Source organism: Brevibacillus sp. RS1.1, from assembly GCF_013284365.1.
Taxonomy (GTDB): Bacteria; Bacillota; Bacilli; order Brevibacillales; family Brevibacillaceae; genus Brevibacillus; species Brevibacillus brevis_D.
In genome coordinates this window covers 779429-794682 of the sequence record NZ_JABSVA010000003.1, presented here as the reverse complement: position 1 = coordinate 794682, position 15254 = coordinate 779429, and the positions used below count along the sequence as shown (strand labels likewise).

Sequence of the window (15254 nt, the reverse complement as noted above, 5' to 3'; positions counted from 1 at the left end):
CCTGAAGCATTGCACACACAGCGTATGCAATCAGCCTAGCGCGGTTGTCTGTCCAGCAGGGAATTGAGGGTAATACGCGGAATTTATAGAAGATTTAAACTAAGGGAGGCTGCGGTGGACAATCTTACGTTATTGCTCATTGAAAGGATGGGCATTCTTTTGACGCTGGCATTTATTTTGACAAGGACATCATTGTTCCGCCAGCTTTTAGACCGCGAATTGCACGTAGGGACGTCAATCGCATTTTCCGTCATGTTCGGGTTGTTTGGGATTGCGGGTACATATGCAGGAGTGGTTGTACAAGGAGAGAGCTATCTCCCTGCATTTTGGATTTTTCGTTTGTCGCATGACGAAATAATCGCCACTTCTACGCTGGTAGGGGTCGTCATCGGAGGTTTGCTAGGGGGACCTCTCGTTGGCCTGGGGGCAGGTGTCATTGCTGGGCTTCATGTCTTTCAATTGGGAGGATTCGCCGCAGCACCGATGGGCTTGTCGATCCCGATCACGGGTTTACTGGCAGGATACGTAGCGCGTTTTTTCTCGCAGGAGCGGGTTATTTCTCCGTCCAAAGCCATGTTTATCGGCATGTTCGCGCCCATTATTCAGATGTCGCTTTTATTGATCATGGCCGCTCCGCCTGAGCTGGCGCGAACCATGGTCAACGTGATCGGGATTCCGATGGTACTGACAAACAGTGTTTCGATTGCGATTTTTACGACGATGATACGGGTTGCCTTGCAAGAGGCAGAGCGTTCCGCTGCCATTGAAGCGGAGCGTTCCTTTACGATAGCGGAAAGAATTTTGCCACACTTGAAAAGGGGGCTTACACTGCAGACAGCCCAGTCAGCAGCCCTTGTCTTACAAAAAGAAACGAAAGCAGCCGCCGTTGCAGTAACAAATCGGGAACAGCTTCTCGCGCACGTTGGAGTGGGGGCTGATCATCATCATCCGGGAGAAGCACTCCATAGTGAGCTCGATAAGCGGGCTCTGTTTAGCGGTGGAATCGACAAGGGATTGACGCGCGAGAGCGTCGGGTGCAAGCGTAAAAATTGTAGCCTGCATGCAGCGATTCTCGTGCCGATTAAAGAGGGGGACAGCGTCGTTGGTCTGATCAAACTCTATTATCGGAGGCCGCAACAAATAGGAAAAGTTCAGGAGGCATTAGCAAAAGGGCTTGGCAACCTGATCTCCAATCAATTGACCCTATCTCTCACGGAGCAAATGAAAGGCTTGATGAAGGATGCTGAGTTGCGAATGCTGCAGGCACAGATTCAACCACACTTTTTGTTTAACACGCTGAATTCAATTGTGACCTTGATACGAATTGATCCGCAGCTAGCCCGGCATATGACCATTCAGCTTGGCGTGTTCATGCGTTTTAACCTGAAGCTAACAGCAAGTCCGCTTGTCACCGTGAGACAGGAGTTGGAACACCTGCATGCTTATTTGGAAATTATCAAGATAAGATTTTCCGAGCAATTCGCCGTTCGCACCATCATTGAGGCGGGGGTAGAGGAAGCCCTTATCCCGCCTGGCACGTTGCAGCCGTTATTTGAAAACTGTATTCAGCATGGTGTTCGTGACATCACGAACGGCGGTGAGATCATTCTCCATGTGAAACGGCAGGATGTGCACGTTGCTTTTCAAATCGAAGATAATGGCCAAGGTTTTCCTGACAACTTGCTGCCAGTTCTCGGAAAGGTTCCCATGGAGAGTAAGGAGGGCAATGGAATTGGCATTCATAATGTCAACCAACGCCTGATCAGCTTGTGCGGACAAGAGGCCCAACTTCATTTTGCCAATAAACAAGAAGGCGGTAGTATGATTACCTTTACGATTCCGATTACAAAAGAGGTGAGTGCCTGATGCCAATACGCGTCATGATTGCAGAAGACGAGCGACTAGCACGCGAAGAACTGAGCTATTTACTGCTTCAAGAAGGAGACGTAGAGCTGCTGCCCTATGCCACCAATGGACGAGAGCTGTTGGAAATGGTCGATGTGCACGAACCGGATGTCGTCTTCCTCGATATGAAAATGCCTGAGCTGGAAGGAGCGCAAGCAGCGAGAATGCTGGCTTCGCGTAAGCAGCACCCCCTCATCGTTTTTTGTACCGCGTATGAGGAATTTGCCATCGATGCGTTTAAGCTGTACGCCGTCGATTATTTGCTGAAGCCTACGGAGCCCAAACGGCTGGTCGAAACGATGCAACGAATACGAGAGCGTCTAGTCAAGCCAAAAGTAGAGCCTGTCCAGACAAAACGAACGAAGCTGTTGGTAGAAGACAACAGCCGATTAGTGGTCATTGATCCAATGACGATTGTCTATGCGGTGCGGGAGGAGCGATATGTGCAAATCGTCACCCAAACGGCTACCTATTCGACGCGGATGACCCTGACACAGCTGGCTGAGAAGCTTTTTGCATACGACTTTTTCCGTACCCACAAAAGCTATTTGGTCAATCTTCAATTCGTAAGCGAGCTCGAACCATGGTTCAACGGTGCCTACAACCTGATTTTGAAGGGAGAAGGAAGACCGCGTATTCCCGTATCCCGGACCTCCGCCAAGGATTTGCTCAAACGTCTCGAGGAGTAAGCCAGGTGATCCATGGTTTGCAGATCATGGTTGAAAATCTGCCACTGACACACTCTCCCCGACATCTTACGCAGAAAAATACACGGATAAAAAAGGATTCTCTACAATGTAGGAAGCGCTTACATTTTGGTTGATAAAGGGGAGGTTCCTATGGGCAAATCCGCTTCGGCAAAAAAAGCCGAGGATCAGAAGAAGGATGCTGTTGATTATGCCGCAGTGATTCAGTCAGCCACGTTCAAAGAGCTTTTGAGAAGAAAAAAAGCGTTTATTTTGCCATCTTCTATTTTTTTCTTTGTATTTTACTTTACCCTTCCGATATTAACCTCCTACTTCACCGTACTGAATCAACCAGCATTTGGGGCCATTTCGTGGGCGTGGGTATTCGCCTTTGCTCAGTTCGTCATGACATGGGGTCTCTGTATCCTGTACACCAAGCGGGCAGAGCAGTTTGATCAACTCGTAGAGAAAATCAAACGAGAGGCAGGTGGGAGGGGCTAATGAACGTTACTGCATTTTTACTCTTTCTCGTCATTGTTCTTTTGACGCTTGTCATCACCTTTTACGCGTCGAAAAAGACGAATACGACTAGTGAGTTTTACACCGCTGGAGGAGGCTTGACGGGTTGGCAAAACGGCCTTGCGATTGCGGGAGATTACATGTCCGCTGCTTCCTTTCTTGGAATTGCCGGGATGATTGCGTTGAGCGGGTTTGATGGTTTCTTCTACAGTATCGGTTTTCTTGTCGCGTATCTCGTGGTGCTCTACTTGGTAGCAGAGCCTTTGCGTAATTTAGGAAAATACACGATGGCTGATATGATAGCCGCGCGTTTTGACAATAAAAAGGTTCGTGGTGTCGCTGCTCTCAATTCGATTGCCATCTCGATTTTTTATATGATCGCGCAATTAGTCGGAGCAGGCGCCTTGATCAAGCTACTGTTGGGTCTGGATTACACGACCTCCGTATTGATCGTAGGGGCATTGATGACCATCTACGTCGTCTTCGGCGGGATGACGGCAACCTCATGGGTGCAGATCGTCAAAGCCGTTTTGTTAATGATTGGGACATTCATTATCTCTATGATGGTTTTCGCCAAATTCGATTTTAATCTTTTGAAAATGTTCGAGCAAATGAAGCTGGCGACACCATTGGGAGAGCAATTCCTCAATCCTGGTAACAAGTTTAAAGTGGGGCTCGATACGATTTCATTGAATCTCGCGCTAGTGCTCGGAACGGCTGGATTGCCGCATATTTTGATTCGTTTCTTCACTGTAAAAGATGCCACGACAGCTCGCAAATCGGTTGTGTACGCAACGTGGATCATTGGTGTCTTCTATGTCATGACGATCTTCCTCGGCTTCGGTGCGGCAGCGTTTGTCGGAGCGGGCAATATGGACCCAGCAGGTAACATGGGCGCTCCATTACTAGCGCAAGCACTCGGTGGTAACTTCTTGTTCGCCTTCGTATCTGCGGTTGCCTTCGCTACCATTCTCGCAGTAGTGGCTGGGCTGGTGCTGACTGCGGCTTCTGCCTTCGCGCACGACTTTTACGGACACGTATTACGCCAAGGAAAAGCAACAGAAAAGGAACAAATGAAGATGGCCAAATGGGCGTCTGTCGGAGTCTCGATTGTCTCTATCCTGCTCGCCTTGTTTGCGCAAAATCTGAACGTGGCTTTCCTTGTTGCTCTGGCTTTCGCAGTAGCGGCGAGTGCAAATCTACCCGTGATTTTGTTCACGATCTTCTGGAAAAGATTCAATACGGCGGGAGCAATTAGCGGGATGCTCGTCGGACTGTTCAGCGCTCTCATTCTGGTTGCCTTGAGTCCGAACGTTTGGAATCCTGTGGCTGGAAAGGCGATTTTGGTCGGCGAAGCGCTGTTCCCATTGCCGAATCCGGGGATTGTCTCGATCCCGTTAGGGTTTTTGGCAGCATGGATCGGAACCTTGTTGTCCAGCTCCCGTGATGATAAGAAGTACGATGAAATTTTGGTGAAAGCGAATACAGGAATGAAAGATTCAGCGTAGAAACAGTAAGCATAGGAAGCTCATGCCAAGAAGAGAAGGCTGGGGTTAACCCCTGGTCTTTTTTCATTTTTGCAAGAAGGGAGAGATATTGTCCGTGACGACGATCATCTTTTTCCTTGCCGTCATTATTGGAACGATGGCTATCACTTATTCGGCTGCCAAACAGACAGGAACGACGAGAGACTTCTATGCAGCAGGAAATCGCTTGAACGGGTTACAAAATGGCATTGCCATTGCGGGCGATTATATGAGTGCTGCCTCGTTTTTGGGGATTGCGGGAACGATTGCGATGTACGGCTTTGACGGGTTCGTGTATGCGATAGGCTTTTTTGTCTCTTATCTGATTATTTTGTTTTTAGTTGCGGAGCCGTTGCATAATTTGGGGCGCTATACGCTGGCAGACGCGATTGCCGTCAGGTTTGACAGTCTTTGGCTCCGTGGCGTTGTTGCCTGTACGACTCTATTAATTACGATTTTTTACATGTTGGCGCAATTAGTTGGGGCTGGTGCCCTCATTCATTATTTATTAGGAATCCGTTACGATACGGCGGTCCTGATCGTCGGGAGCCTGATGACATTTTACGTGGTGTTCGGCGGGATGGTGGCGACCTCGTGGGTTCAGATTATTAAAGCAATTTTGCTCCTGACAGGGACATTGATCCTAAGTCTGATCGTATTTGCCCGTTTTGATTGGAGCTTATCCGAAATGTTTTCTCATGTAAGTACGATTACACCTCTTCAGGAACAGTTCTTACAGCCAGGTAATCAACTTCATGATCCGCTGGAAACGATCTCCCTGCATTTGGCTTTGATTCTCGGTACCGCCGGACTCCCCCATATTATCTCCCGGTTGTTCACAGTCAAAGACGCAAAGACGACTCGTAATTCGATTTACACCGCTACTTGGGTCATCGGCGCCTTTTATTTGATGACGATCTTCCTCGGTTTCGGAGCGAGCACGTTTGTAGGCTACGAGGCATTGAAAAATGTGGGCTTCGGGGGGAATCTGACTGTCACGCTCTTGGCGAATGCTCTCGGTGGAGAGTTTTTGATGGCATATATCGCTGCCGTTGCCTTTGCGACGATATTGGCTGTCGTGACAGGACTCGTGCTCTCCGCGTCTTCAGCGTTCGCGCATGATGTCTACAGTCATCTGATCAGGCGAGGGATGGCATCGGAAAAAGAACAGGTCACCATGGCAAAGCTTTCGTCAGTTGCGGTGGGCGTGATCTCCATTTGGCTGGCGATCGGTGCAGAAAAAATGAACGTGGCGATTCTCGTTGCGCTGACGTTTGCAGTAGCAGCATCATCCAATTTACCACTGCTATTGTTTACGTTATATTGGAAGCGGTTTACCGTGAGAGGAGCGATTTGTGGCGTCCTGACAGGGGTAACGGCATCCGTAGTCCTTGTCATTCTGGGACCGACTGTTATGCATCCCGTAGCTGGACTTATTCGTGCGGAGCCATTATTTCCACTGACGAATCCCGGATTGGTCTCGATACCACTCGGCTTTCTAGGGGCGGTGCTCGGAACACTACTGGATCGGCCTGATCCGGATGCCGAGAGGAAGTATGAGCGCGTACTGTTTCAGGCGTTGACGGGAATCCGAGTTCCATCTGGGAAAACGTAACGATGATTCGTGATGAGCACAGCATGATGAAAAAAGACGATGGAGTGGCGACCCTTTTTGAGGGTCGTTTTTTGATTGGCACGATCCGGCCCTGCATGTTTCATTGGGCAATCATTCATACTACGGGTAAACGACATCAAAATGGGTGATAGGTATGGAAAAGGTCGGGCTCGTTTTGCAGGGAGGAGGTAGCCGTGGGATTTATACTGCTGGCGTTTTGGATTACTTCATGGAGCAGGAGCTATACATCCCGTATGTGATTGCCGTATCAGCAGGTGCGTGCAATGGGGCGGCATACTTGGCGAGACAGCACGGATTGGGCAAGATTTATCATACGAAATACATTCGCGATCCCCGATACTTTCACTATAAAAATTTGATCAAGAAACGCTCGCTGTTTGGCATGGATTTTATTTTCAGTGAGATGCCTAACAAGCTGGAGCCGTTCGCCTTTGATCGGTTTCGCGAAGCGAAGGAACAGTTTGTCGTCGTCACGACGGATTGCTCGACAGGGGAAGCCGTTTACTTTACGAAAGACGACTGTGAGGATATTTTCCATGTGATTCGGGCTTCGTGCAGTCTCCCGTTTCTATCCCCAAAAGTTGCCTTCAACGGGCGTAAGTTATGGGATGGAGGCATCGTGCATCCGGTACCTCTCATGAAGTCCATGCTTGATGGCAATCAAAAGCATATTATTGTACTTACGTCTTCTTGTCCGCCTAGTGAGTGGATGCGCAAGCTTTCGCGTGTCGAGCGTCTTTTTTCCAGAGGTACGCGCTTGTGTCAAGCATTCATTCGTCATTTTCGCATCTATTACGAGGCAATAGAGCAGATCAAGGAGATGCAGAAGGAAGGCAAAGCGTTTGTTATCGCACCTCCAGAGGGTACCTTTCTACGAGGGTTTGAACGACAAGAGGAGAAGCTGGAGCATTATTACAGACAAGGCTATCAGGATGCTCGTACCCAATTTTCTGGGCTTTGTACATGGCTTGGTCTTGGCGGGAACAGGTGAAAACTGAGGAGACATCGATCCCGCGGATGTTTTTTCGGCAAAATCATGTGAAACAGGTTTTTCCAAAGCAAAGATAGGGAAGAAGCATCAGGGGAGGATGGAATCAGGAGGAAAGACCCCATGAAATATGTGAATGTAGACCTAGTAGAGCCAGGAGACGTTTTGGCTCGAAGCATTTATACAAGCGAAGGCTTGACGCTCTTGCATGCAGGTGTCCAGCTGACTGTCGGAATGATAAATAAATTGCGTCGGTTTGGCGTCACGATGTTAAGCATCAAAGACCCTCTGCTCGATGAAGTGAAAGAGCAGGAGGTCGTCACGGAAACCACTCGAAAGGACGCAATCCGCAATCTATCTCAAGCGATTTCGTGTGTGCAGACTGGAAAAAATTTTGATGTCCGGGGCATTCAAAAATCAGTGGGAAGTATCATCGACGAGACCTTGAAAAATCGTCGCGTGCTCTTGAATCTGGGGGAAATTCGCACGACCGACAACGCGATGTACATTCATTCCTTGAATGTGTGCATGATGGCGACAGTAATGGGCGTAGGATTAGGTTATAATACGGCTCAATTAAAAGAGCTCGCCATCGGAGCCCTCTTGCATGACATTGGAAAGCTGTCAGTCGACAAGGAAGCACCAGCTTACAAAAAGAACAGCAAAACCAATCATCATACCTGGCTAGGCTTTGATCTGTTGCGAAAAAAACATGAGATGAGCATTGTGTCCGCACACGTTCCTTTACAGCATCATGAATGGGTGGATGGAAGTGGGCAGCCACGAGGATTGACTGGCGATGAAATTCATGATTTCGCCAAGATTGTGGCGATTTGTAACTACTATGATAATCTCATCTCGCCTTTTTCAGCGGAAGAGGAGACGTTGCCTGCGTATGAGGCTTGCGAAAAAGTCATGGGGCTCGCGGAGAAACGCTTTGATCATAAAATGGTCATTCACTTTTTGCGCTCGATTGCCATGTATCCGACAGGAACCTCGCTGAAGCTGTCGACAGGAGAGATCGGTGTGATCATTGACCAAAATAGAGGCTTGCCTTCGCGCCCAGTCGTTCGGGTCATTCGAAGAGAGCAACAGGCGAATCGGCGGATCGTCGATGATCATGAGATTACGGACATTGATTTGAGTGAAAAGCCTACTATTTTTATCTCAGCTGTCATGGACTAGGCCATAGGAAGAATAGGACTCCCTATCAGGGAATATCCCTATCAAGATCAGGGAATACCCCTACATACACGTAGGGCCCACGGGGCTACAATGAACTCAAGGCAGATGGATACATAGAGCTACACCAACACATTTGCCAGATGAAAAAGAGGAAGGACGTGTCATTATGTCCCGTATTCTAGTTCCTGTTGATTTCTCAGCGCAGTCCATTCAGGCGGTCCGCTTCGCGCTGGCCTATGCCAAGAATAAGCATGATATCACATTGCTTCATGCCATCTCGCCATTCCCTTCACGCAATGTTGTCAGAAGGTTGGGACGAGAAGTCGTTGAAGATTATCAATTGGATGAGGCAAGAGATGATCTGAAAAAATTCCTGTCGATCATAGAAGAAGCAGGTATCACGTATGAATTGGAGATTGAGTTCGGAGAGCCGCATGAAGTCATTGCGAAGCACGCTGCAAATGACTATGCTGCCATCGTAATGGGAACACATGGCTACGGCCGAATCACAGGCTTCCTGTTGCAGAGCGTCAGCTATCCGACACTCCACGATGTCAAAGTCCCGGTCTTCCTCATTGCAGAGGAGACAGATGAGAAACGCTTCCCTTGGAATAAAGTGCTCATTGCAGTAGATGGTTCCGATCATTCGATCGAAGCTGCGAAGAAAGCCATCGAGATGGGTCAGCACCTCCCGAATGTATCCTATACACTTCTGTCCGTTGTCATACCGCCAGTCACATACGCAGGTGTATATGGCGTAGGCTGGGATAACATGAATACACTCGAAGGTTGGGGACGGGAATCGTTAAAACCTTGCGAAGAGATGCTTGAGGCTGCATCGATTCCTTTTGAAAGCATGGTTGTAGTTGGAGATCCAGCTACTGTGATTCGCCAGACCGCTGAAGAAATCAACGCTGGACTGGTTGTGCTCGGTCATCATGGCCAAGGTGCGGTTGCAGGGACATTGCTTGGAAGTGTTACATTTAAGACGATTCATCGTACGAAAACACCACTCCTCATTGTGAAAACATAGCATTTCGCTAGAAAAAGCTGTCCGATTCGTGGACAGCTTTTTTGCTTGGGCGCAGCCTCTTACGATAGCGTTTGCGCTTGTTTTTGTTCGAAAGATTGATTCGCCCCATCTGGTGTAACCTCTGCCGAATCCCACTTGATTCGCGTACATCCCCATGCAGCGAGCAGAAGGATGACAGATGATATCAGAAATACGGTAATCAACGAAGTCATCTGCATGAGCGGACCTGCAACAAAGGAACCGACCATCATGAGTCCGACCATGAGCGGTGAAATCGTCCCATTCACTCGCCCGATATACGCTTCATCCACGAGCTTGATCATGAACATACTGATCGCAATCTGTAAAAATGCCATCCCAATTCCGGTGAAAAAGCGCATTGCTGCGGTTACGTATACCCAAACAGAGAGAACTTCTACGGCGACGGAGAGAGCGAAGAATATCAATCCACCTGTAATGACCCAGCGACTATTCATGCGCTCCAGATAAACAGAAGCCAAAATGCCGCCCAACAACATACCCAATCCGTCTAACGCGGTAAACCATTGGATGGCTTCTTTGGAGAGTAAAAGACGATCCGTGACGACGAATACTTCAAGCGAATTAATAAAACCCGAGGATAGCCCCAGACACGAAAAGGTAATGGCAATCCCGAGCAAGGCTGGTCGCTTTTTTACATAGGCAAAACCTGCTTTAATCTCAGAAAGGAGAGTTCCGTCTTCCTCTGTTGCAGTGGCAGATGAGGTAGGGAGCGTCAAGAGAATCAATGCCGCGACGAGGAATAGGCCAGCCATTGTTAACAGGGAAGGGTAGATGCCCCAATGTTCAAAGAAGAAGGTACCGACAATCGGGCCAACCAGTAGAAAAATAGAACCCGTACTTTGTGAAATAGACACAGCTGCTGCCATTTGCTCATCAGGAATATGGCGCTTCAACATCTTGGCAGAAGAAGGCTGGGAGAACTGCGACACGACAGCTGAGATAAATGTCGCAAAGAATACAGCGATCCACATCCCTTGCCAGAGCAAATACACGATGACCAAAACAGAGAGGGCGCTTAACAGGTTCCCGGCTATCATCGTTCGTTTTGGATTCCAGCGATCAGCCAATGCCCCGCCAATAATCGAAAAAACCAAGATCGGCGCGAGTTCGATAGCGGTCAAAAGCGATACCGCGGTCGGATTGTTGCCGCTCGTTTCCATTACGTAGTAGAGCAAGGCCATGTTACGGATCCATATACCGATATTTTCTAATGTATCCGTGATAAAGACGGTCAGAAAAACTTTGTTTCCCCAAAGACCTTTCATAGGTCATATCACTCCCGAAAAGTTATACCGAACGTCCGGTCTAATTAAGGTTGAAAAAAATGCTACTTGGCAACAATGCCATGCAGCAAAACGTCAATGCTCCTCTTCAGCAGAGCATGAAGACGCTCGTCATCCATCTGATAACCTACATTAATGATTCCGTTCATAAGCCCTTCCAGTATCATCGCCATTTCTTCAGGATCGCATGGGGCAAAATCGCCTCGATTGATTCCTTCTTGGAAGATTGAGGTATAGAGGGTATACGAGGAGCTGAGCATTTCCAGCACTTGTTCCAAAATGGCTGGATCGGCGAGCTGGCTGCCGGAGAACTCTTCGCCTGCTTTTTTTAGAGGGTGGGACAAAAAGTCCTCCAAGAAAAAAGCAGCTAAGCCGTACAGTTTATCGATGGATGTCTCGAATTCTTTTTCTTTTTCCTGCCATAGATCTACCCATTCGTTGTACTGCTTTTCAAGCAAATGCAGGAACAACTGCTCCTTGTTTTTGAAGTGGTAATAGAGGCTGCCCTTACTCGCTCCAGTTGCTTGGCAAATGTCCTCAATGGAAGTGGCTGAATAGCCTTTCTGAGAAAATAACTCGGTGGCTTTCTCTACGATATGTTGTTTGGTTTTCTCCCCATCGAGACGGCGCTTTGACATGATTGAAATGCTCCTTAATCTAGACTGAACGTTCGGTTTATTTTTAGTTTATTCGATCTGAAAGGGAAGCGCAAGTGCTCGATTGAGAAAAAGGACAGAGGGAAAAATGAGAAGAAGCGAGTAAGAGGAGGGATTATCTTGCAAGTCGGTTGTCATGTCAGTATTCGTCATGGGTACGGGGAGGCGGCGAGAACGGCATACAAAGAAGGTGCGTCATCCTTTCAATTTTTCCCGAAAAACCCGCGTAGCTTAGGCGTCAAGCCATTCGATGCCCGGGATGCAGAGCGTTGTCGTGCTTTTTGTCAGCAAAACGGCATGCTGTCGATTGCTCATACGCCATACCCGGTGAATCTTTGCGTCGAGGAGCAGGAACTATTCGCCGTCACAGTGGGCTCCGTGCGAAATGACCTTGAAATTGCCGAAGCTTGTGGAGCGTTGGGCGTGGTCGTTCACTTTGGCCAGTATAAAGGTGCTGATGTCCTTGCCGGTTACAAAATCATGATCCAGATGGTCAATCAAATACTGGATGGCTGGAATGGGAAAGCCCAGCTGTTAATCGAAAACAATGCCGGACAAGGCAACGGCATGGGCACGACACTCGAAGAGCTTACGCAGGTTCGACAATTGTTTGCTGAGCCACAGAAGGTAGGATTTTGTTTGGATACGTGTCATGCATTTGCCAGCGGATTGTGGAAAGGGAATGATTGGGGAGAAGTAGCCGATCGGATGCGAGAGCTTGATTATTTTACGAGCTTGCGGGCCGTTCATCTAAACGATTCTGTTTATCCGAGTGGTTCCTTTCGAGACCGGCATGCCTCTATCGGAAAAGGGATGATCGGTGATGCAGCCATTGCCACTTTTTTGCAAACACCCGAATTGCAAGGACTTCCCATCGTTTTGGAAACGGCGAGAGGCTCAGAAGGGGGCAATGGTGAAGAAATCAAACATGTTCGTCTACTCATAGACAATTGGCAGGGCTGACCATGTTATGGTAGAGTGTGAAATGATGTGTTCAACACGGGAGGGGTACCAATGAAAAAGCGTATTAAGGTGACGATTGCGGATTTTACTCATCTGACAGAAAACTTGAATAACCCAGAGGAGCTCGCTCTGTACGAAACGGCGAACGGAAATACATACGATGCTGAAATCGAGCATGATGGATATGCGATTGTGGATGTGACAGACGAGGATTACATCGAGCTGGCTCCAGGGGAATATCAGCTGATGATCGAGGAGTGGACAAACGCCGGACAAATCGGTGAATGGACACTGCAAACCATGTCTGACCCAGCAGATGACAAAGCTTTGCTGTACCGCACAGTGGACAAGGCTGGATCAGAAATACAAGCACCACAATCTTTGCCGAAGCAAGTAGTCGAGCTGGTAGCAAATACATGGTTTGGCAAAAAAGCAAAGAAGATTGAGGAGTAATCCAAGAAAGAAAAGGAGCGCTGCGAGATAGCGCTCTTTTTTTTATACAGATAAGAATTTATAAGTTTTAGGGAACCTCTTTGGCTGTTTTCGACTATCGCTAAATAAATCATTTTAAATTCCCGATGTGACTAAACTCTCTTTATTATCCGGTTCAATACTCTATTATTCAGTCTAAAACTTTATTGTCGCTGCGCATTCGCTCCGGGTTTTCTTATTTTTGCATCCTCCATTTACATGAAATTAATCTTTTAAACAAGATAAATTCATATGTGTTTAATATTGCGATTTTATATTATACATGTAGCAAATCGCAATCAAACGCACACGAATCGCAAATTGGAGGGGAACGAAGTGATAAGAATAACGGCTCTGAAAACAGTACTGGCAATGGGTTTAATGACAATTACCATTACGGGATGTGGAGGTCAACAAAATACTGCCACCCCAAATACGGCATCAGATGCAACAGCGGAGCACACAAGAAAAGAACTGTCGCTCGAAGAGATCACCAATCTGGCGAAAAAAGAAGGAAAAGTTGTGAGTTTGGGAATGCCAGACGGGTGGGCCAACTGGAAGGATACTTGGACTGATCTTGACAAGAAATATGGGTTGCAGCACATCGATACAGATATGTCTAGTGCAGAAGAAATCGCAAAATTTGAAGCTGAGAAGGATAATCCAACAGCGGATATTGGGGATGTCGGCATCTCATTTGGCCCTGTCGCAGTCGCAAAAGGGGTAACAATTCCATACAAAACATCCTATTGGAACGACATTCCTGATTGGGCAAAAGACGATCAGGGACACTGGACAGTTGCTTATCAGGGAACGATCGCGGTTCTCACAGACAAGAAGCTTGTCAATAACCCACCTACATCATGGGATGATCTGCTAAAAGGCGACTATAAAGTAGTTATGGACGATGTTGCAGTATCGAATCAGGCACAAATGACCGTTTTGGCAGCCGCCATGGCACGCGGCGGAAATGAAGGAAATATCCAACCAGGTTTGGACTTTTTTGCGGAGTTGGCGAAGCAAGGCCGGTTAGCATCGATGGATGTAAAACCAACTAACCTGGAGAAGGGTGAAGTGCCAGTTGCACTTTTGTGGGATTTTTCGGCTTTGGGGTACCGGGACAAAATCGATCCAAACCGTTACGAAGTATCGATTCTAAAAGAGGGCAGCGTTGTCAGCGGTTATACGACTATTATCAATAAATATGCGCCGCATCCGCACGCAGCGATGCTTGCCCGTGAGTACATTTTGAGTGATGAAGGTCAAATCAATTTGGCCAAAGGCTATGCTCGACCAATACGAGCAAATGTAAAGTTGCCGGAAGATGTAATGAAAAAAATGATTCCATCCGAGCAGTATCAAAATGCGAAGCCGATCAATGACTACAAAGTCTGGGCAGAAACAGCAAAACGGCTTCCTCAAATGTGGCAAGAACAAGTATTAGTCAACGTACACTAGGAGGATTTGACATGAACAAAGTGATTATGGTCGTGATTGACGGCTTGCAGTATAAAGTTGCCACTTCCCAAATGGGCTATTTAAACCATCTGGTTGAACTGAATAAAGCCGCATCGTACAAAGTAAAGTCCGAACTGCCAAGTATGTCGAGACCTCTTTATGAGGTGCTGTTGACTGGTACCCCATCATCTGTTAATGGGATCACAAGTAATGACACGGTTCGACTGTCTACCCAAAAGAGCCTGTTTCATTTGACAAAAGAATTTGGGATGCGCAATGCAGCAACCGCTTTTTATTGGGTAAGCGAGCTTTACAACCGGGCTCCATTTGACAAATTTGTTGATCGCCACCAGGCGGATGAGTCGAAGGGCATTCAATATGGTTCGTTTTATTACGACGATTTCTATCCGGATTCTCATCTTCTGTTGGACGCTGAAGCGCTGCGCAGAAAACATGACCCTCACTTTCTCTATATCCATACCATGGGGGTTGACAATGCAGGACACCTGTACGGATCAGATTCGAAACAGTATCGAAAATCTGCTATTAAAATGGACAGCCATTTAGCCGAGTTGATCCCTCTGTGGTCGCAGGAAGGATATCACATCGTCATTACGGCAGACCACGGGATGAATACGGATGGGGATCACGGTGGTACCGGTAATGATGAGAGGGATGTTCCTTTGTTTATCATCGGTGAACGAGTGAAGCCGGGCTATCATGAGCAGGTGATCCCGCAGCTTGCAATGGCGCCATTTATTTGCCAGTTGCTTGGAATCTCTAAGTCCGAAGTGATGATCAATTATGATTTTTCAGGAATGATCGTTTAAATCTGAACCAATCACAGGAAGACCATTGCTAGAAGGGAATGGTCTTCCTCAATTAAAGCTAGGAGTTGTCCAA

14 protein-coding genes are annotated in these 15254 nt (G+C 47.6%); 12 read left to right on the top strand and 2 right to left on the bottom strand.

All coding sequences use genetic code 11. From position 1 onward, the window contains the following. Positions 1-114: 114 nt before the first annotated feature. From HP570_RS14285 to HP570_RS14250, 8 genes are all read left to right on the top strand, one after another. Positions 115-1866 carry a LytS/YhcK type 5TM receptor domain-containing protein gene (locus HP570_RS14285; RefSeq protein ID WP_173626121.1) on the top strand — a complete coding sequence of 584 codons (1752 nt, stop codon included), beginning with the start codon at positions 115-117 and terminating at the stop codon, positions 1864-1866. Continuing rightward, complete coding sequence (locus HP570_RS14280) at positions 1866-2594, top strand: LytR/AlgR family response regulator transcription factor (RefSeq protein WP_173626120.1); 729 nt, start codon at positions 1866-1868, stop codon at positions 2592-2594. Before HP570_RS14285 ends, HP570_RS14280 begins: the two co-directional genes overlap by 1 nt. Before the next feature lie 150 nt (positions 2595-2744). Further along, positions 2745-3092, top strand: a complete 348-nt coding sequence (locus HP570_RS14275) for a DUF485 domain-containing protein (protein WP_012685883.1) — start codon at positions 2745-2747, stop codon at positions 3090-3092. Beyond that, positions 3092-4618, top strand: coding sequence for a solute symporter family protein (locus HP570_RS14270; protein ID WP_012685884.1), 1527 nt, complete (start codon positions 3092-3094; stop codon positions 4616-4618). Before HP570_RS14275 ends, HP570_RS14270 begins: the two co-directional genes overlap by 1 nt. An 88-nt stretch (positions 4619-4706) precedes the next feature. Further along, positions 4707-6251 carry a solute symporter family protein gene (locus HP570_RS14265; protein ID WP_375138854.1) on the top strand — a complete coding sequence of 515 codons (1545 nt, stop codon included), beginning with the start codon at positions 4707-4709 and terminating at the stop codon, positions 6249-6251. 154 nt (positions 6252-6405) lie between these two features. Beyond that, positions 6406-7263, top strand: a complete 858-nt coding sequence (locus tag HP570_RS14260; RefSeq protein ID WP_173626118.1) for a patatin-like phospholipase family protein — start codon at positions 6406-6408, stop codon at positions 7261-7263. Between the two features lie 120 nt (positions 7264-7383). Continuing rightward, complete coding sequence (locus tag HP570_RS14255) at positions 7384-8445, top strand: HD-GYP domain-containing protein (RefSeq protein WP_173604344.1); 1062 nt, start codon at positions 7384-7386, stop codon at positions 8443-8445. Positions 8446-8611: 166 nt separating this feature from the next. Further along, the gene (locus tag HP570_RS14250) at positions 8612-9478 is read left to right on the top strand and encodes a universal stress protein (RefSeq protein WP_173626117.1); all 867 of its coding nucleotides are present in this window, start codon (positions 8612-8614) and stop codon (positions 9476-9478) included. 59 nt (positions 9479-9537) lie between these two features. Here HP570_RS14250 and HP570_RS14245 read toward each other — a convergent pair whose 3' ends face one another. Both HP570_RS14245 and HP570_RS14240 read right to left on the bottom strand, forming a co-directional pair. Continuing rightward, positions 9538-10785 carry an MFS transporter gene (locus HP570_RS14245; RefSeq protein ID WP_173626116.1) on the bottom strand — a complete coding sequence of 416 codons (1248 nt, stop codon included), beginning with the start codon at positions 10783-10785 and terminating at the stop codon, positions 9538-9540. Between the two features lie 62 nt (positions 10786-10847). Continuing rightward, positions 10848-11441 (bottom strand): TetR/AcrR family transcriptional regulator, encoded by a 594-nt coding sequence (locus HP570_RS14240; protein WP_064199792.1) that lies wholly within the window; start codon positions 11439-11441, stop codon positions 10848-10850. Positions 11442-11579: 138 nt separating this feature from the next. On the opposite strand from HP570_RS14240, the gene HP570_RS14235 reads away from it, so the two are divergent. The 4 genes from HP570_RS14235 to HP570_RS14220 all read left to right on the top strand — a co-directional run bounded on the left by HP570_RS14235 (position 11580) and on the right by HP570_RS14220 (position 15181). Continuing rightward, a complete protein-coding gene (locus tag HP570_RS14235) occupies positions 11580-12422 on the top strand; it encodes a deoxyribonuclease IV (RefSeq protein WP_173626115.1) in 843 nt (280 codons plus the stop codon). A 51-nt stretch (positions 12423-12473) separates the two neighbouring features. Next, positions 12474-12875, top strand: coding sequence for a hypothetical protein (locus HP570_RS14230; RefSeq protein ID WP_064199794.1), 402 nt, complete (start codon positions 12474-12476; stop codon positions 12873-12875). A 354-nt stretch (positions 12876-13229) separates the two neighbouring features. After that, entirely contained in the window at positions 13230-14351 is a 1122-nt protein-coding gene (locus HP570_RS14225; protein WP_309139196.1) for an ABC transporter substrate-binding protein, read from the top strand. A gap of 11 nt (positions 14352-14362) precedes the next feature. Further along, positions 14363-15181, top strand: a complete 819-nt coding sequence (locus HP570_RS14220; RefSeq protein ID WP_173626114.1) for an alkaline phosphatase family protein — start codon at positions 14363-14365, stop codon at positions 15179-15181. The last annotated feature ends 73 nt before the right edge of the window (positions 15182-15254 follow it).

Coding starts and splice junctions, on each gene's coding strand:
- HP570_RS14280 (WP_173626120.1), top strand. CDS start 1,866: ATGCCAATACGCGTCATGATTGCAGAAGACGAGCGACTAGCACGCGAA.
- HP570_RS14275 (WP_012685883.1), top strand. CDS start 2,745: ATGGGCAAATCCGCTTCGGCAAAAAAAGCCGAGGATCAGAAGAAGGAT.
- HP570_RS14270 (WP_012685884.1), top strand. CDS start 3,092: ATGAACGTTACTGCATTTTTACTCTTTCTCGTCATTGTTCTTTTGACG.
- HP570_RS14260 (WP_173626118.1), top strand. CDS start 6,406: ATGGAAAAGGTCGGGCTCGTTTTGCAGGGAGGAGGTAGCCGTGGGATT.
- HP570_RS14255 (WP_173604344.1), top strand. CDS start 7,384: ATGAAATATGTGAATGTAGACCTAGTAGAGCCAGGAGACGTTTTGGCT.
- HP570_RS14250 (WP_173626117.1), top strand. CDS start 8,612: ATGTCCCGTATTCTAGTTCCTGTTGATTTCTCAGCGCAGTCCATTCAG.
- HP570_RS14245 (WP_173626116.1), bottom strand. CDS start 10,785: ATGAAAGGTCTTTGGGGAAACAAAGTTTTTCTGACCGTCTTTATCACG.
- HP570_RS14240 (WP_064199792.1), bottom strand. CDS start 11,441: ATGTCAAAGCGCCGTCTCGATGGGGAGAAAACCAAACAACATATCGTA.
- HP570_RS14230 (WP_064199794.1), top strand. CDS start 12,474: ATGAAAAAGCGTATTAAGGTGACGATTGCGGATTTTACTCATCTGACA.
- HP570_RS14220 (WP_173626114.1), top strand. CDS start 14,363: ATGAACAAAGTGATTATGGTCGTGATTGACGGCTTGCAGTATAAAGTT.